Genomic DNA, 18495 nt, shown 5'->3' on the forward strand with positions numbered 1-18495 from the left:
AATTTAACTTTATCGGTGGCTGTTTTCCCCCTACCGGAACAGGAACGGATTCAAAAAATCCAACAAAATTGGGGATTGTGGGCAAAACGGGGTGATATCGATTTGATTGTACCCATGACTTATGCGCTGGATACGGTCAGATTTGAACGCTTGGCACAACCTTGGATTGCTTCCACACAATTTGGACAACTCGGTTCAGCGTTATTAGTACCGGGGATTCGCTTATTGAATTTACCCACACCAGGAGCATTTGACCAAATCCAAGCAATTCGCGATTTACCTACAATTGGCTATGCATTATTTGCAGCAGAAAATCTCACCGGGGATTTACAGCAAGTATTTAATAATACTCAAGGTAATTCTCAAAGTACAGATAGAGAACCGATTCCCCACCGTCAACCATTTAAAAGTGCATCGTTACGGTATACAACATTACAAGCAGAGTGGCAGTGGATTGAGCAAAACAATCAATTGCGTTTAACTCCAACTGCATTAGGGAGTTTTAAAGAGCAGGCAAGTGTATTGGAAAGTGCATTAAAGCAGTTAGCGGAAAAACCAAGTGTCAGTAAATTTGTCACGGCAAAGTCATCGCTAGCACGTTTCCAATCGTTATTTCGGGGATGGATGCGATCGCAATCTGTGGAAAATTCTTATCAAGTCAGAGTCTGGGAAAACCGTTTGGTTGCAATTGAAAGGTTGTTGAAATATGGGGAAAGGGTGGAGTTAAGGTTAAGGTAGGGAATTGGGCATAAATACAAGATAAAAGGAAGTTGCACGAAGTACAGTCAAGCTATGGTGTACTTATTAAGTCTGATTTCCCTTCATATCCCGAAAATTATCCCCCTTTCCAAGGGGGGAAAATAAAAGTCATTCCCTGCCTTCAAAAGGGGAAAGGATTTAGATATCATCTTATTTCCCCCCTTTCAAAAAGGTGTTAGGGGGGATTAAACAAGCTGACGGGCAACGTCAGAGATTTGTGTGTACAACGTTAGGATGGGGTTCTTCGATGGACTGTTCAGATAAAGTACCAATTTTTATTAGTTTAAAGAGTTTTGCAGAATATTCTCAGAATAAGAGTGGTGTTAGTTTATTTGGATATATTTATCATGAATGGGTGAATTGCCAAATTGTTCAACCCGAACTAACTAATATTTTTCAAAATGGTCAAGCTCTAATTTTCCTCGATAGTTAGACAATTTTCAAAGCGATTGAAGCACAGCATGGACTTTTAGTAGAAAGAGCTAGAGAGATTTATTCCTTTTCCCATTTAACATTTCAAGAATATTTAACAGCCAGGGATATTGTCGTTCAAGTAGATTCCCAAAGTCCCGAAAAATTAGTCACCAACATACATAATAAACGTTGGCGTGAAGTATTTTTGTTAACAACAGGAATGTTGCGATCGCCCGATAAATTGCTAGTCTTAATGAAGCAGCAAATAAATAATATTATCACCGCCGATTCTAAATCTACATCCAAATTCACAGAAATTTTTGATTGGATTGCAAATAAAAACGAAAAAATTACCGTATCGCAACATCCTGCTGCCGTGCGAGCATTCTACCTGCAATGTTCCTAAAGGTTATGGGAATTGGAGGTATGGGGTAAATATCATGGCAAATAACCGTGGATTATCTGTAACAGTATTGATATATTTTATACCCAATGCTCAAACTAAAACCAGCCTTCCTGTTCAAGAGTTTCAATCATTTGTAACCCTCGCGTATCCCCAACACCTAAAATTGCGGCTTTCGCGTCTTCACGCACTCCCAAATCAGTGTCTTCAGCGAAAATTTGAATTAAAGCATCAATAGCAGTGGCATAAACCACATTTGAGGGTAATTCGCGACAGAGTTGCCCAATTGCCCAAGCACAGTTACTACGAACTGCGGCTACATTATCTTGTACCAAGGCTGAAATTAGAGGTGGAATTGCCCCAACAACAGATTCATAGCCAACATCAGCCATTTGAGCCAAAGCTGTCGCTGCCCATAATCGCACTGCGGGAATATCTGTTTTCAGAGCATCAGCGAGGGGAATTAAACTTCTGCGATCGCGACAATTCCCCAATGCCCAAACTACACCCTTGCGAACATAACCATTCCAGTCATGATTTAACTTCGCAATCAGTGGTTCTACGGCATCAGCACTAGGATTACGTCCAATTCCATAGGCTGCACTTACCCTGACTAAGGGGCAAGTATCCGTTAACAAGTTGATTAGACGGGGGATTGCTCGCCCATCTTCAATGTCACAAAAAGCACGTGCCGCCAGCATTCGCTGCTGTGGCAGAGGACTCACAAGCAGTGCTAGCATCTCCTCCGGGTCGGGTTTAGGAACCTCTGATTCATGAGTCAAAGGCTCAATTTTATCCAGGGGGCTTTCTAGCTCGGCTTCGGCATCAAGTAAGCTGAGATCGTCTTCATCATACATAAATCCAAATTACCATTACAAACCGTCATTTTGTATAGGATTTAAGATTTTTGGTTGGGATTGGGGATTAAAAATCTAAAATTCTAATTCCTAACTCATAATTCCCTATTCCTCACAATTTAACCCTTTGACCATCCATAGAGATTGTGTTTGGAAACCCAGTTGCTTGTATAAGTCAAGTGCTGGTGCGTTGGAAGCAAATACTTGTAGCCCGATTTGCTTGTCTCCCCGTGCCTTTGCCCAGGTTTCGCCATATTGCATCAATGCTTTTCCGACTCCTCGTCTACGGTGTTCAGGTATGACGTAGAGCAGAAATAAATGGGCATGACGCAAACCTGTTATTTGGTCGATCGCATTTCCCATCCACAAACAAGCTATGGGAGAGGGGTAAATATCTTCACTTTGTTTTCCAATAAAATCAACCCACCACAGGGGTGTGTCATTGGATAAATATTGCTCTACAGTTTGCGAGAGGTGGGAAAAATCTTGATTGGGGAAAATATCCTGATAAGTTCTTTTCATAAACGTTATCAGTAAGGCTTTGTCTTGGGTAGACCCTCGACGAATCATATAACCGGGAAGTAATGAAGTCAAAAAATTGAATGGTTAAGCTTTAAGGGACTTACAGAAAATAAAATGTCCTAAAATTAGAGATTTCTTAATTGTATTATTGTATGAGTGAGGGTGGGAAGACCCCACCCCCTACAATTGTGGAGAATTTATTTTTTGGTGTTTTCTAAGAGTATTCCAAGTAAAAAAATACCCAATTGTCATTACGAATGCAACGATAGCGGAGTGAAGTAATCGCATAGTCTCCAAGTCCTTGCGTTCGCGGAGCGTGTCCGCTTCGGACTTATGCTACCCTGCGGGAACGCTAAGAGCGTAGCTAGCTTCTCCGCTTCGGAGTACGTCGTTCCTCCACCCTTCGGGAACGTCTTCGACGAACGCAATGACGGGTTTTGGATCATTTATTTGTTGGAACACTCTAAAGCGATAAGAGTAGCTCAACGTCAGGGGTGTATTGCGGGGGCAGTTATAGAGAAAGAAATTAAACTACTATTGTTACTTTCTACTTTAAATCCTACACCTTCCTCAACGGGCGCGGGTGCTGCCATATCAGCAGGCAAGAAGATGCGGGCACTAGTTGCTATCAGGGCAATCGTAAAGATGATGACAGCGAGTAAAGGTGCGATATATTGACGAATAATAGCCATGATTGAGATTTTGGATTATAGATTTTGGATTAATGACTTATCGGAAGTGCATAAATTTGAATAAATTTGACTCCGCATTAATCTTTCTTAATCTATTGTAATGGTAAAGGGAAGGAGAATGCGATCGCAATTATTCGCGATCGCACCATGCCATATATAAAAAAATTAGGGCAAACAGCCGTGGGTTCCCCGACTGGAAACCGCGATAAAATTTAGAATCTCATCATCTGCGATCGCGTTCAATATCGGCAATGACTCGTTCCCAATACCAATTTTCGGGCATGTCGGGATATGTTCGCTTTGCTTGCTCAATCAGACGATTTGCTCCTTCGCTGTCTCCAGATAATAAATTGATCAGCCGATTTTTAAGTTGGGTATTAGGTGCAATTTCTTCGCCATTATTAACACTACTATATTCGCTAGGTGACTGGATACGCCCTCTCGCTGATGGTTTTTGCTGTCTGCGAAATTCCCAAAATAATACGTAGTAAAGGGTGGCGAATATCACAATTAAGCTAAATGTTCCCAGAAAAGTGACAAGATTAAGCGCCAAATTTCCGCGAACCAGTTGGGAGAGAACGTAGCCTAATAAAATTCCTGTAAATAAAAGGATGATTGTAGAAATTGTAATAACAACTTTTTGCCCCATATACTAAATTTCCTTATCTTCTAACCCAGGTCTAGATATTTTTACTGTTTGGGCATTCCAAGGGGCAACAAATGGTAGTAGTAATAGTCCAGGGATGGCGGCGACAATGGTTAATAAGAAGAATGTTGACCAACCTGTTGCCTTTGCCCATTCACCAGCAGGTGCAGATAGTACATCACGACTAATCGCCATTAAACTTGAAAATAAAGCAAATTGCGTGGTCGTAAAGCGATGATTACACAAGCCCATCAAAAATGCCACCATTACCACTGTCACAAGTCCAGCACAAAAGTTTTCGACATTGATAGCAATAAATAGAACAGAAATGTCTTTTCCTGCGATCGCAACGGCATAATACCCCAGGTTGCTAATCAGTTGCAGCAGTCCAAATATCCAAAGACAACGATTTACTCCGATTCGTGTCATCAATATCCCACCACTCAACACACCAACGGTAGTAGGTATTAACCCCACCAGAAACATTCCCGCAAGGTCAGTTTTTGTGAACCCAGTTTGAAGTAAAAATGGAGTGGCAGTAATGCCAACAAGGGAATCACCTAGTCGATAGAGGAAAATGAATGCGAGGGTAATGCAGCCTAATGGTAGTCCAACACGCAGGAAAAATTCCTTAAAAGGTAAGAATATTGCTTCTTGTAAGTTTTGTGGAGGACGATTTGCGAGGTTTTCCAATCCTTCTGCTGGCATTAACAACGATGTCACAATCCAAGCGACAAGTAACGCTGCTAAAAACCAGTTGAAAACTGGTAATTCGATTTGTTTGGTAAATAAACTCCACAGTGAACCTGTAACTAATCCAGTGATGGATACAAGGAAAACCACATCTTTGACGGATAGTGGTGCGGGTTTGGATAATGGTTGAGGCAGTTGAGGTTCCCTTGGTGCCCAAATCGTTACGAATACACTTACTGCCATTAATCCTGCCATCAGGAAATAAATGATGTTCCATCCCACCCCTTTATCGGCTAGAAACAAAGCTAGGGGAAGTGCGGCAAATAAAGCCAGACGATAGCCTAAAACCCACACAGATGCACCAGGTTGAGCTTCTTCGGGTTCGAGGACATCTGTACGGTAAGCATCCCCGACGATATCTTGGGTTGCGCTCAAGAATGTAATTGCCAAACAACTGATTGCCAGGATTTGTAAAGTTTGGTCATTTTGCGATGGTTGTTGGAAAGCCAGTGATGCGATCGCAATTACTAAACCGATTTGTGTAATTACTAACCAACCTCTTCTCAATCCTAAAAATGGTGGTGTAAAACGGTCTAATAGTGGTGACCACAGGAATTTGAGGGAGTATGGTAAACCAAGTAAACTAAATAATGTAATTTGGGCAATGTCAACTTTTGCATCCTGCAACCACGGTTGTAATGTCCGAGTTGTTAAAAATAATGGTAATCCGGACGCAAATCCCAGTAATAATAATGCCCCCATTTTGCGGCTTTTAAATGCCCGTTGCAAGGCTTGAATCTCTTTCACTGTATCAATTGTCTCCTTAATAATGAAATTAATGATGAAAAATTTTAGTTATCTTGCCATAGTTACGGTGTAATGTCAGGTATAGATAGGAAAATGCTTAAATGTTTTAGTTTTGACTTGACCTCTAAGTAGTTGCTTGTTTTCACAACTTATGCAAGCAATTATCAGGTCAATTTCATAAAAATTATTAGTGATTAAAAAATATTATGATTCTAGCGATAAACCTATGGTTCGCTAATGCGATGATGCAAAGTACCCACTTTACGGTGAACACATTTTATCTTTATTTCTAGTCCTTAGAATACCGTCAGTAAAGATTCAGAACCTGGAAATTACCCCCCTTAATCCCCCCTTGGAAAGGGGGGAAACTAGAAATAAACATTGCAATTACGAACAGTCAAAGTTAAAAACCCTTAATCCCCCTTGGAAAGGGGGGAAACTAGAAATCCAGTTCCCTCCCCTTAACAAGGGGAGGGTTAGGGTGGGGTTCTTATATTTGGGGGGATTGCTATTAATTTGTTTCGTCCTTCCCATCTAAATTCTTGCGAATGTAGCGAATTCGATGTCCTTTCAATTCAACACCACGTTCCTCTAAACATTGCAACCAACCGTCACGAGTTCCTATGTGATTCTTCTTGTCAAGCAATCCTAATTTTTCTTCATGTTGGGTGAGACGGGCAAATTTTCCATACTGAGGATAATCTGGAGTCACAAACGTCTCTTTCCTGTGCAACACTGGGGGGTTTTTGCGCTTGCTGTAATCGTGGTGTGTAACTCCCCTAGTTTTCCAGTCAATAATAATACTTGTAGTTAAAGCTGGATGTGGTTCTTTATCGAATGTGGGATAGAAAAGATATGATATTTGCGGTTCTTCCGTGCTAAATTTAATCAAAGTTGCTCCATCTATGCGTCCAATGCAGCGAGTTGTACAACGTTCATAAATTCGCAGTAGGGGATCGAGTTCTTGGAGTGCGGAAACATGTACGTATAGCGCACTACGGGTACGTTTACCAATTTTACTTTTATCGCAAATCCCTTTAACTATTTCTGGATTTCCCAAGCTAAAAATCTTGTCTCCAGCAACTTCGTAAGCATCTTCATAAGTACCAAAAAATGCTTTAATATCTTGCCTCATACCAGGGGGAAGTTGATCCAATCTGGGACGTTTCCCATCAAAATGTGAAAGTGCGAGATAAACTTGAATATCTAAAGAACGACGATATGCGATCGCATCCCATTCGGCTTCGTCGGTTGCTTGTAAAATAACTGAGAAAGCACGGTTGAAGTTACGAAATTCTGCGAATATTTTTTCTTGGTTTTCGAGTTCGTCTTTGACTGGTAATCTACCCCGTTGGGTATAAAATTCCATCAATGGTTGTAAGATTTCTTGATAGTCTGCAAATTTTTTGTTACAAGTGCTGATTCTGGGAATATAAATTCGTGAAACAAATCTTTCTGCTTTAAATTTTTCCTTTTGTTCTAGATCGCGAAATACAAAGTAAACTCCTAAAGCAACGGGAACAGCATCAACATGTATAGTTTCGTCTATGTATTGTTTGAGTTCTTCTTGTTGATAATATTTCTGGAAAGTATTGATGCGGGTAACTATACCATCACCATAAGGGATGACACTGTTACTGAGTTCGTTGAGTAAGACTTGTGCTGAAACAATTAATACTTTTTGGGTTAATTTCCAAGCATTTCGTAAAGCTTCCCCTCGTTCTTGAATATCTTCAATCACATTGAGAACATAACCTAAGTTGACGATATCAGCAGAAGTGCGTTCACCATAAAGTGGGTGCTTTGCACCATCGCAGTCGGGAAAATAATAAGGATCCCATCCTTTGCTAATAATTCCCAATCCAGTTGTACGTTGAACATCTCCACCATATCCACAACCATAGTCGAAAAAGGTTGTTTCCCCAGTCAAAATATCGCACTCCATCGCTAATTTGACTGGACGAGAAATGTCAAAACGGGGAATAGCTGCTCGATGACGCTCAATTTCTAATTCGCTCTTTGCCATAAGAGCCTCGATAATTCTGTAATAATATTCATCAGCACTCAGCACTCAGAACTAAATCATTACCAACTATCTATTTACTATTTTTTGTCGCCAATTCCATTAAATCTTCAACTTTCTTGATATTTACATCACCAGCTAAATAAGCAATACCGCGATGTAAATGTAAAATTAATTGCTCGGCTAAAACATTTTTTTCAGTACCCAAAGCATCATTATAACAGCGCTGTTTGAGTGCCATTAATAACATATCAGACATTTCACCACCGAATACTCGCCAAGTCATTTCCACATTACTATCTAACTTAATTGTAATCTGTGAAGGTAGTGTCGGTTCCGCGAGTGAGCGACATAAAGCCCAACGACATAATATATTCCATTGGTCTATTTTCGTGATACGCTTCAGTCTGCTTAATTGCTCTTTGGCAGTTTGTGATATTTTTATGCGTTCAATTGGTGGTTCCATAAAATTAAGTTAGGAGTTTTGAGTTAGGAATTAGGAGTTAGGGAATAACAAGAAATAAATTCTCGAAATTGTAGGGGAAGCCACGGCTGTTTACCCTTATTTATATTGCATCCAAGCGAAAAATACTATGTATAGTTGGCAGATTTTATTTTCTGGAAGTCTTTTAGGAATTAAGAATTAGGAATTAGGAATTAGGAGTTATGAATTAGATATAATATGTTTCATTCCCAATGCCCAATCCCCAATTCCTAATAATTACCAAAAATACCCATTAACTACCGTTGTTTGACGTTTAGCAGAATCATATTGAAGTAAATATTCCCGTGCGATCGCACCTGATTCTCTTAACACTTTCACTTCTTTTTCGCCTATTTCTGTATCTGTTGATAAAAGTATAACTTGATGGCTTGCGGAAGGAAAATATTTATCGACTAAGTTACTACGATGGGATGAATCTAATCGCCCTAATGGCGTATCAATTGCTACTGGTAGTTTGCGTCCAGAGAGACGTGCTAAACCCCATAAAAAAGATATTGCTAATAATTGTTTTTCCCCAGCAGATAATCGATGTTTAGGAACAGTTTTCCCCTTGGAGTCATAGAGGGATAAACTAAAAGTATGGGTATCGATGGCGACGCGATGTACCAAATCAGATTTATGTAATAAGTAACGAAAGCATTCTGTGACTTCTTTTTCAAGTTTATTCAACTTGCGTAAAGTTAATTTTTCTCTAAATAATTTGAGTGTTTCTTGAACTTTTGCTGATGCTGTAATAATATGTTCTGTGTTATTTTTATCAATCGTTTGGGTTGTATATTCTTTTAATTCTTTTTTCGTTTTCTCTATCTCACCTTCTAATTCACCAACACGTTGTTTTATGTTTGTATAATTTGACTTAGCAGTGATAAAATTTTTCTGCGCTTGCTTCAGTTTCTCCACCAAATTATCATATTCTTCAGGTGATGCTGCGGTTTGTATTTGTCGTTCTAATGCGATAATTTCATCTTCTTTATTTATCAAAATTTTAAGTTGCTGTTTAGCAAGATTCCTCGCATTTTGTAAATAATATAAAACATTACCTAACTGACTCACATCTTCAGCATCAGCAGACAACCACATTTCCTCTGGTTGAATTAAATTTGCATTTAAAGTTGCAATATCTTCAGCTAAAAATTCTTGAATTTTTGTAGATTCTGTTGCGGAAATATCCAATTTTGTAATCAAATCCAGTAAGCGTTTATCTCGTTCAAATAAAATATCACCTGCAATTTGTGCTTGTTGAATCCGATATTCTTTCTCCCCTTGATTTTGTGCTTGGGTTAATAAATTCTCAATCAAAGCTAGCGGTAAAACACCTGATGCCATTTCGCACATTCCTTGACGTGCTTCTTCTACTTCGAGATTTTTTTGATTACGTTGTTTTTCTAACTGACTTTTTTCAGAAGCAATTTTTCCACCTTCAGAAACAAATTGGTTAAATGCTTCTTTTTCTTCTTTTTCTGAATTCTCTACAGATGTTATTTGCAACATCTCCACATTTTTCAATTCTTGATATTCCGCTTGTAAAAACTCTAGTTTTTCTTCTATTTCTTCTAAATTAACAACATCTTTGGTATCAGATATTTCCTTACGTTTACGGTTGACTAAAATATCAATATCAGTTCCTAAACGTTCCGCTAACTCTAAACCCAAAAGTGCGCGAATTGCATCAGTAACAATAAGTGGAGGAATTTCCTGTTCTGCTAATTCCTTAACCTGCTCCCCATCAAATAAAAATAAATTAGAAATGCCCAAAGGAAGTAAATTTTCAATAAAATCATCCCAAGTATTCACCAATTCTTCTCGTAACCACTCGTCATTACTAACATACCCCAACTCTAAAATGCCTAAACTATCCTTACCCTCTTTCGGATTTTTTTCCCAATAGCGGACTATTTTATATTTTGTCGCTTTACCTTCTTGAACATGCTCAAACGTTAATTCAATTCGGGTTTTATCAGGTGAATTAGAATCACTATTAACACACTGACTCAAAAAATCACCATAACTCAAATTTCCACGAGTTGAACATTGAGCGCGATGTCCATACAAAGCCAAACGCATAGCATCCATGAGAGTAGTTTTTCCCCCACCATTCATTCCACCTAATAATAAAATTGGACGAACATTTTCGTCATCAACTTGAGTATCAAGATTAATAACTTGTCTCCCGCAGTAGGGACCAAAATTTTGCAATACTATTTCGATAAATTTCATTTTAAAACTCTGCGTCTCTACATTGCTACCAGATTATTTGAGATTATTTTGAGTCTTTGGCTTGAAATTTCATATTTTGCCAATTTTTTGCTTTACTTGACTCATTTGATTCATCTATTCCACTTTCTAACGTCAAATTATCGGCTGAATTGACTAAATCTAGAGACGACTTTTTAACTTCATTTTCTACTTGATTAATTGATAATGCATCACCCAAAGTTAACTGCTTAACCTTTGCCACATTCCCTTCACTTACAGCTTCCCGTAAATCTCTTTTAAAGTGTGCATTTTTGATAGCTTCCCCTTGGGAACGGGAACTTGTAGTAAAGCATCTTTCTAGGGCATCATAGATACCAACACGACGCGATCGCTTCCTAAATTGATATTCAGTATCCAACAATTTCGCCATTAATTCTAGGTGCATCGCATCACCACCGCAAATCTCTTCCAGTACCGACCATTCATCGCTACCGAGTAAACTTGCATCAGCACCTGGACGGGGGTCAATAAATTCTTCTCCAGTCACTTCTTTATAAATCCGGGGTAAACTATCATCAAATTCGTGTCTTTCATTTAACCAAATGTGACGAATTTCACTCAATTCTTCACGAGTTATTAATGTTATATCACGCATTCCCTCCGGTGCTGTAATTCGCAAACGTCGCTCCACCGCAAGAATTTTTTTCAGCCAATATTGCCTGACTTCCTTAATATATGGTCCCGGTATCGGTTCAATAGAAATTTCATCTTCAATATGACGTTCATAGAGTTGAACTTCTCCCGTTCTACGTCGAAAATCTCTCCAATCCCTGTCTTCATCTTCAATATCCAATTCTCTACGAAAATCTAGAAGTGGTTGCAACCATTCTTTCTCCTCATCATTTTGAATCATTGCCGAGAGTGAACTATCTTCGCTAACTAAAGTACATACCCAACAGCCAAAACGAGAACTTCCACAACTTGGAGTCGAAGTATCCACAACTAAAGGACATTCATTATCAGCAGTAGCACCTCGATACATACTAAATAAATCTTTGTTACTATATCCCCAAGGATTTTCCCACTGCATTAAATAAAGCCAAACCTCATCATTGCGCCAATCTTCAATTGGACTATAAACTAGGGAATTAGGCAAATTCATATTTGGACTTAAGCGATCGCGTACTCGTTTAGCTTCCCATTCCTTCATTCTTTTCGCACGGGATGTACTCTCTGCTTTGCGAATACCTAAAACAACAATTGCTTCTCCACTAACTCGAATCATATCGCGAATAAAGCGGTTAGAAGGACTTATCTTCAAACGTTCCGTACACCAACGAAACTTTCTTCTAGGTGCTGGATAACCTTTGCCAATCAAACCAACCCAAAATGTTTCTTTTAAATCTGGGTGGAGTAAATGAGGTACAATTGGTAACTGTTGAGATGTAGCAGCAATTCTAATTTGCTCCAAAGACTTCCGTACCCAAGTAGAAACATAAGGATTTTCCACCAGAGTATCTGTAGTGATTACGTGAATTGTCTTTGTGCGTTTCTCGATCGGAAGTTGTGCGATCGCATTCCAAATCACCTGTAAAGTCGCTGTACTATCTTTACCTCCACTATAACCAATACACCAAGCTACAGAATCCAAGCAATATAAATTTTGAATTTCCACTGTCAAAGCTTTTACTTCTTCAACAAACTCCTCAATATTGCGGTTTTTTGAACCTTTACTTTCTACTTTTTTTTCTTTAGACTGTGATTTACCCATTTCTTCCTCTTCTCACAAATATAGAAAGTTAACTTCTCATAAATAAAGCCCATAAAGCGACAAACTCAACAAAATAAGTCACTCAAACTCTTTTATAAATACGCTCGATTCCAGGTAAATTTTGAATAATTAGGATTATTACGTAAGATTAAATAAACCAAATAAATCTTTCAACAGTTTTTAAAAACAACACTACAGGTATACAATCTTTTAATAAAGTTGGCTTACCTGTCAACCCCTTATCGCTAAAATTTTATATGAGTTCCAAAAAATCACTGCGAGTTCCAGATACAAATGAGTCTAACCTTACAAGTACAAACACTGATAAAGATTTATTAGTATCACTCCTAGATAAATTGCTCGAAGGAGAGCAACAGAACCTTTTTGCACAGAAAACTGAAATGGGTGGCACTGAAGCTTATGTTAGCTCAGTAACAATAGAATGGTTCGCAAATTACGTAAATTTTGCAGCCAATTTACCACTACTCCAAGATAAATATAATTCACAAACTGACAATATCGAGATAGACGCAGATAGCATCGACGAAATTCAGCAACGTCCATTGGATTGGTCACGTCAAGCTGCTTTAGTACAATATTTAGCATCACGCAAACACCATAAATTCCCACCAGTCTTAGTCGTAATAAACCAACCTTGGGTGGATAATCTTATAGCACCAGAATGGGATGGGGAAGGTAAAGCAATCAAATCTTCCAGTAACTTTACCCCAATCGATAAAGAAGGCAAAATTGGAGTGCTAGATATTTCTGAAAAAAATGTCACGATTTATGCATTAGATGGACAACACAGATTAATCGGAATCCAGGGTTTAATCGAGTTATTAAAGACTGGTCAGATGCAGCGATACAAAAAAGATAAAACTCCCTATGCAACTCCCCTCACACTAGACGATTTATATGACCAATATCAAGTTTCACCGATTTATTTACAAAACTTACCTCAAGAAAAAATAGGTATCGAATTTATTTCGGCAGTTGTGGCTGGAGAAACCCGTGAAGAAGCAAGAAGAAGGATAAGGTCTATTTTTGTCCATGTTAATTTGATGGCTGTTGCTTTAACAAAAGGTCAATTAACCCAGTTAGACGAAGACGATGGTTTCTCTATTGTTGCCAGAAAAATTGCTGTCACCCATCCTTTTTTTGAGCAAAAAGAAAATCGCAAACCTCGCATTAATTGGAACAGCGCAACAGTAGCTAATAAATCCACAGTTTTGACTACATTACAAGCTTTGAAAGAGATGTCAGAGCGTTATTTAGGTCAAAAATTTCCCAATTGGAAACAGGAAAAAGGTCTAATTTCCTTACGTCCAGAGAATAACGAACTTGAAGCAGGAATTGCAGAATTTAATCAGCTTTTTGATTATTTAGCGAGTCTTTCCAGTTATAAAATTGTGGAAGATGAAGGTACACCAGCATTACGACGTTTTAGTTTTGAGAAAGATGGTGGTGAAGGAAATATGCTTTTCCGTCCTGTTGGTCAAGTCGCTTTAGTACAAGCTTTAGGTGTTTTAGTATTCAAAAAAGGAATATCCCTCGACAAGATATTTAAAAAGCTTCGTAAGTTCGACAAACAAGGTGGATTTAGCAATATAGAGTTTCCGAATTCGCTTTTCTATGGAGTTTTATATGACCCAAATCGTAAGCGCATACTAGTTGCTGGAAAAGATTTAGCAGCAAGATTAATCATCTATATTCTCGGTGGAATGCAAGAGTCGATGGAACGTGCTGAATTGAGAAAAGACTTAGCAAAAGCCAGAAGTTTTGAAGACAAAGCAATGGATTTCCAGGGAAATTTTGTCGAAGCAAAAGAAGTCGGACTTCCAGATATTCTTTAGAGATAAATCCCATAAAATCTCTATATTCCTCCATATTCCTCTGCGTATCTCCGCGTTAAACTTAGCGTGACTCTGCGTTTAAAAATCAAATATTAGGATGCTCCAATAGAAAATACAGTAAATATCAAGAGAGGAATTTAGTCAAATTAAATTCTTCCTCTTGTATTTCTCGATTACTTCTTTCATAACTTAATAGTAGTAAAATTCTCTCTGTATAATCTACCGCTCCCCGTAATTCTACTTGTAAAATCTCCAATCCTCCATTTGCATACTCTTCAAAAATTTCATTGCGTTGAACATCAAATCCCTCTTCGAGAGGAGAGAGAATTTTTATATTTTGAGTTTCCGTACATCCGAGTAACTTAATGACGCGATCGTGACCCATTGAATTGAAATGCTCCACTCTAATAGGTGCTGGTTCCCGTTTAGCAATTTCTCCTAATGGAACTCGCTTTTTATGTTTTGCACCTAACGCAGCCGCAAATACAATCACATCAGCAAAGGTTTGAAAAGGACCAGTTCCACTATCTGCGGATGTTAAAGCTTTGACTAATTCTGCTTTATCTTTTGCAACTCGAATTCTTCCTATTTCTGCCATATTATGGTAACTGATTGGTAATGATTTTTATTGAATATTGAATATTGAATATGGAGAGACGTGACATGTCTCGTCTCTACAGGATACTTCTTGCAACCTGAAATCTGCTGTAATTACAATTAATTCAACTATTATTAGTTAATAATTGACTTTTTAATTTCTAAATTTCAAGCTAATTAAAACGATTCACTGTACTAACTATCTCTATCTACCTCAGTAATCTCCGTATACTCAAATTCGTTAGGACTTTGCCTAATTAAAGGATACCTCTCCCCTCGCAATTCAATATAATTTTGCTCACAATCGGGTTTAGAAGAGTAATAAGTCAACACATATTCTCTCCCAATTCTATTACCGACTTCCTCTGCAACTTCACCTCTCCATTGGGTTTTAGTTACTAAAATAACGAGTTGATTTGCTAATTCAGGCACGATTTTGGCAACATGTCGTCGGGAATTTTCATCCAAACTACCAAATGGTGAATCCATCACGATTGGAAATGTGCTACTTTCAGGTAACATTAACATTTTTTTCTTTTGGCTCCACTCGCGAACTTTATCAATGATGCTACTGATAAAAGATAGACTGAGTATCTGATTTTCTCCTGTTGAAGCAGCAACTGGCATTTCTAATCCTAAAGTATTTTCTACCAGCGTCAATTCGTATTTTTCACTAATTTTAGGAATATATGGAGCAGGAGAAATCGCACCAAATATTTCTTGAACGCGCTTTTCTAATTGTTGACGAAAATGATTTTCTTGACGAATTTTAACTTCAGTCAATCGATTAATTGCTTCTTGTGCTGCTGTAATCCTTCGTTGTGCTAATAATTGTCTTTCTTCGTGAAATTTCTGCCTAGCAATCTTTTTATTCAAATCATCTAATTCAGATTTTAAAGTCTCAATTTGCTGCTGATTTCGACCTTGTTCAAAAAAGAGCTCAGAAATTTTACTTTCAATTGCATCAAGACGTTTTTGGAAACTGCGAATTTCCTCGCTGGGGTCTTTTCGTAATCTTTCTTGAATATTATCTAAATCTTGTTCCAGTTGGGAAATATTTTGCCTAAAACCACTAATTGCTAATTGTTCTCTATCAATTTCTTCCCAAAAATTAATAGCTTGCTTATCAATTTCATCTATTTGAACTCCTACCCTAATTGCGATTTCTTCGACTGTAGAAGAACCCGCTTTATCTAACCAACTTTTTACATGCTCGTGTGGTTTTCCCGCATCATATAAATCTGCTCCACAAATACATTTATTTTTCCGAAGTAAATCGTGAATAAATTCCCTAGATATTCCGGCTTTTAGTTCTCCAGACTCTTTCAAATTTTCGATTATACTAGAAAAATGTGATGCACTTTCCGAGAGCATAACTGTATAAGCACGTGCGGAAATAAAGCGCTTAATATTTTCGCGAGATTTTCGTAATTGTTCTTGTAAAGCTGCTTTCTGAGTTTCTAAATTATGCCGCCTTTCTTGTAATTCTTTCGCCGCACTAAGTTCACGCAAACAAGTACTAGTTTCTTGCTTGAATCTGTTTTGATATTCGATTTCTAGATTAATTTCTTGTTGTCGCTTTTCAACTTCTACTATTTTAATCTCGATTTTTGTTTGTTGTTTGAGTAATTGCTTAATTTCCGAATTTCCAATTGCTTTTAATTCTGTTTCTAAAGTCCGTTTCGCTTCTCCTAAATGCTTGATTGAACGGTTAATTACTTCAACACCCAAAAGCATTTTTGTTGCTTCTGCTATTTCTGTTTTTTTATCGCTGCGAACTATTTGTTCGATACGTTCTCCATCAAAGAAAAAGTACTGGTGTAAGCTACTTGGTAAAATCTGATTGATAATTTCTTCTGGTTGTTGAGGTGGCAAATACCAACGTCCATCATCACCTGCTACTTGCATATAAAGTTCGGTTTTTCCAGCTTCAAATTCGCTTTGGGTTTTATATGCACGACATTGACGTTTGACACGGTAACGTTTGTTGTCGTGTTCCCATGCTACCTCTACCCAACAATCAACTGAATTGCCGATTTCTGTTTCTGCGATCGCACGTTTATTTACTAACTGTTCGGTAGATGCGAATGCTGCACTAAATTTTTCGTAAAGTACCCAGGTAAATGCATTTAATAAACTCGTTTTCCCGCTACCGTTGTTACCATGAATAACTGTGGTGTTGGTAATTTCGTTACCTGCTAAAGTTATTTCTGGTGTTTTGCCATAAAACGAGCGAAAGTTACAAAGCTTTATTGATATTAGCTTCATCTTACGGATTCTTTTATTATCATCAAGATATCTTCGTTAATATGGCTGAGACTTTTCTTATCTAGTCGGCTTTTTTCTAATTGCCACACTCTTTCTATAATTTGCTTTACTTCTGGTGGAGCGTTATTTATTGGTTCGTGTACGTCGTCGATATTATGTTCTTTTGGCATTATGGTTTTTATTATTTTTTTACTAATATTTTATGACTTATGTGACTGGTACGTACACTTTTCATTTTGGAGTTAATTAACCGCAGATAGACGCTGATAAACTCGGATAAATTATGATAAATTCATAATCTTTCATGACACTTGTATAAGTTTTAATCCTGAGATAATTGTAGTACTTTTTACTGGATTATTCTATCCGTAAAGATGCTGTAATTAAAGTTGCAGATATTAATGTTGGAAAGCCTTGCAATTAGTTATTTTTCATGGAATATATCACTGTATATGTCTTATTTTAAACTAAAAATCTACATTTCATAATCCTTTATTATTAAAATCTGTTAAACTTTTTAATAATAAATTCAATAAAACTTTATTTATTTGTATTTGCAATGTTAATTTAAACCTCTATTTTATGGCTCATATCTTTTTTCGCTCACATATTAGGTATTTTCCTTTTCCTGTTCGTCGTCAGTGTAAAGAAAAAGAAGGTTTAAATATAGAAATATATACCAATCAGATTGGGATGAATTATGAATATTATAAACCGCCAAGTCGCCAAGAAAATGGGAAGAGAGGTTTAGAAATAATTTTTATTACCAATTTCTGATTCTTTGTTACTGATTCAAATATTCATTAAGCCATATCTTTTTTGTAAGTCAAATAATTTCATTCTTGCCTCACCTGAATTGTCAGCTAAATCGGCAAATTCGACAAACCTACGTAATTCTTTTTTTAATAAATTTTTCTCAACTTCTAGTGTTTTTCTATCCAAATCTGGAGGCAAAACAATCATATCAAATATTGTGGCTCGCTCCTTTCCTGGATGTGGACGTAAAATCCTGCCACGACGTTGGATAAATTGCCGAGGGTTGGTAGAACTGGCGAGAATTACAGCAGTTTGAATTGCGGGAATATCGACTCCTTCATCTAGACAGCGAATAGCAACTAAACCTTGTAATTCTCCGTTTTCAAATTGTTGTCGTAAATTTTCTCTTTCTGGTAATGATGTTTGTGCTGTATAGGTACTAATTCGATAGTTTAATTCAGTTCCTAAAATTCGAGCAACTTCTTTTAATTGATGTAGATTAGATTGATTTCGGGTAGGAGAAACACTTGATTCTACAGAACCGTCACCACAATAAAACAAAGTATGGGTTGTTTCATTACGGTTTTTCATCAGTTCGCGTAGTGCGTGTAATTTATTTTCAGCCGCTCCAATTAATCTTGCTCTTTGCATTAATAAGTATGTGATATCTTCGGCTTTTTCTTCTGTTTTTTCTAAATTATTAAAATCAAGATTTTCTCTGTCTTTATAT

General features: G+C 37.5%; 17 protein-coding genes. 5 read left to right on the forward strand and 12 right to left on the reverse strand.

Annotated features, from left to right (window positions below):
- The 3 genes from CK510_RS10255 to CK510_RS34620 all read left to right on the forward strand — a co-directional run.
- Positions 1-738 (forward strand): glycoside hydrolase family protein (locus CK510_RS10255; RefSeq protein ID WP_510788922.1); only part of this gene is annotated, 738 nt, incomplete at its 5' end.
- Between the two features lie 268 nt (positions 739-1006).
- The gene (locus CK510_RS10260; RefSeq protein ID WP_143289268.1) at positions 1007-1192 is read left to right on the forward strand and encodes a hypothetical protein; all 186 of its coding nucleotides are present in this window, start codon (positions 1007-1009) and stop codon (positions 1190-1192) included.
- A gap of 15 nt (positions 1193-1207) precedes the next feature.
- Entirely contained in the window at positions 1208-1579 is a 372-nt protein-coding gene (locus tag CK510_RS34620) for an NACHT domain-containing protein (RefSeq protein WP_510788923.1), read from the forward strand.
- Positions 1580-1674: 95 nt separating this feature from the next.
- Here the strand turns inward: CK510_RS34620 and CK510_RS10270 are convergent, their stop codons facing one another.
- The 9 genes from CK510_RS10270 to dndC form a co-directional block, all read right to left on the reverse strand.
- The gene (locus CK510_RS10270; protein WP_095721612.1) at positions 1675-2433 is read right to left on the reverse strand and encodes a HEAT repeat domain-containing protein; all 759 of its coding nucleotides are present in this window, start codon (positions 2431-2433) and stop codon (positions 1675-1677) included.
- 105 nt (positions 2434-2538) lie between these two features.
- Entirely contained in the window at positions 2539-3003 is a 465-nt protein-coding gene (locus CK510_RS10275) for a GNAT family N-acetyltransferase (protein WP_245912033.1), read from the reverse strand.
- Between the two features lie 440 nt (positions 3004-3443).
- Positions 3444-3647 carry a DUF8624 family small hydrophobic protein gene (locus tag CK510_RS10280; protein WP_095721614.1) on the reverse strand — a complete coding sequence of 68 codons (204 nt, stop codon included), beginning with the start codon at positions 3645-3647 and terminating at the stop codon, positions 3444-3446.
- Between the two features lie 223 nt (positions 3648-3870).
- Positions 3871-4296 carry an ABC transporter permease gene (locus tag CK510_RS10285; RefSeq protein ID WP_095721615.1) on the reverse strand — a complete coding sequence of 142 codons (426 nt, stop codon included), beginning with the start codon at positions 4294-4296 and terminating at the stop codon, positions 3871-3873.
- A 3-nt stretch (positions 4297-4299) separates the two neighbouring features.
- Positions 4300-5793: an AmpG family muropeptide MFS transporter gene (locus CK510_RS10290; RefSeq protein WP_095721616.1), complete on the reverse strand. Its 1494-nt coding sequence runs from the start codon at positions 5791-5793 to the stop codon at positions 4300-4302.
- Between the two features lie 511 nt (positions 5794-6304).
- Entirely contained in the window at positions 6305-7819 is a 1515-nt protein-coding gene (locus CK510_RS10295; RefSeq protein ID WP_095721617.1) for a DNA phosphorothioation-associated putative methyltransferase, read from the reverse strand.
- A gap of 70 nt (positions 7820-7889) precedes the next feature.
- Positions 7890-8282: a DNA sulfur modification protein DndE gene (gene dndE, locus CK510_RS10300; protein ID WP_095721618.1), complete on the reverse strand. Its 393-nt coding sequence runs from the start codon at positions 8280-8282 to the stop codon at positions 7890-7892.
- Positions 8283-8537: 255 nt separating this feature from the next.
- On the reverse strand, positions 8538-10538 hold the full coding sequence (gene dndD, locus CK510_RS10305; protein WP_095721619.1) for a DNA sulfur modification protein DndD: 2001 nt from the start codon (positions 10536-10538) through the stop codon (positions 8538-8540).
- A 43-nt stretch (positions 10539-10581) separates the two neighbouring features.
- Positions 10582-12288, reverse strand: coding sequence for a DNA phosphorothioation system sulfurtransferase DndC (dndC, locus tag CK510_RS10310; RefSeq protein WP_095721620.1), 1707 nt, complete (start codon positions 12286-12288; stop codon positions 10582-10584).
- A 257-nt stretch (positions 12289-12545) separates the two neighbouring features.
- On the opposite strand from dndC, the gene CK510_RS10315 reads away from it, so the two are divergent.
- Positions 12546-14144 carry a DGQHR domain-containing protein gene (locus CK510_RS10315; protein ID WP_095721621.1) on the forward strand — a complete coding sequence of 533 codons (1599 nt, stop codon included), beginning with the start codon at positions 12546-12548 and terminating at the stop codon, positions 14142-14144.
- A 124-nt stretch (positions 14145-14268) separates the two neighbouring features.
- Here CK510_RS10315 and CK510_RS10320 read toward each other — a convergent pair whose 3' ends face one another.
- Both CK510_RS10320 and CK510_RS10325 read right to left on the reverse strand, forming a co-directional pair.
- Entirely contained in the window at positions 14269-14742 is a 474-nt protein-coding gene (locus tag CK510_RS10320; RefSeq protein WP_095721622.1) for a DNA phosphorothioation-associated protein 4, read from the reverse strand.
- A 194-nt stretch (positions 14743-14936) separates the two neighbouring features.
- Positions 14937-17009: an AAA family ATPase gene (locus CK510_RS10325; RefSeq protein ID WP_095721623.1), complete on the reverse strand. Its 2073-nt coding sequence runs from the start codon at positions 17007-17009 to the stop codon at positions 14937-14939.
- Between the two features lie 582 nt (positions 17010-17591).
- Between CK510_RS10325 and CK510_RS32680 the strand changes: the two genes are divergently transcribed.
- Positions 17592-17786: a hypothetical protein gene (locus tag CK510_RS32680; protein ID WP_211293149.1), complete on the forward strand. Its 195-nt coding sequence runs from the start codon at positions 17592-17594 to the stop codon at positions 17784-17786.
- 15 nt (positions 17787-17801) lie between these two features.
- Here CK510_RS32680 and CK510_RS10330 read toward each other — a convergent pair.
- A partial coding sequence (locus CK510_RS10330; protein ID WP_281257003.1) for a helicase-related protein occupies positions 17802-18495 on the reverse strand: 694 nt, incomplete at its 5' end.

The organism is Brunnivagina elsteri CCALA 953 (genome assembly GCF_002289455.1).
Lineage (GTDB): Bacteria > Cyanobacteriota > Cyanobacteriia > Cyanobacteriales > Nostocaceae > Brunnivagina > Brunnivagina elsteri.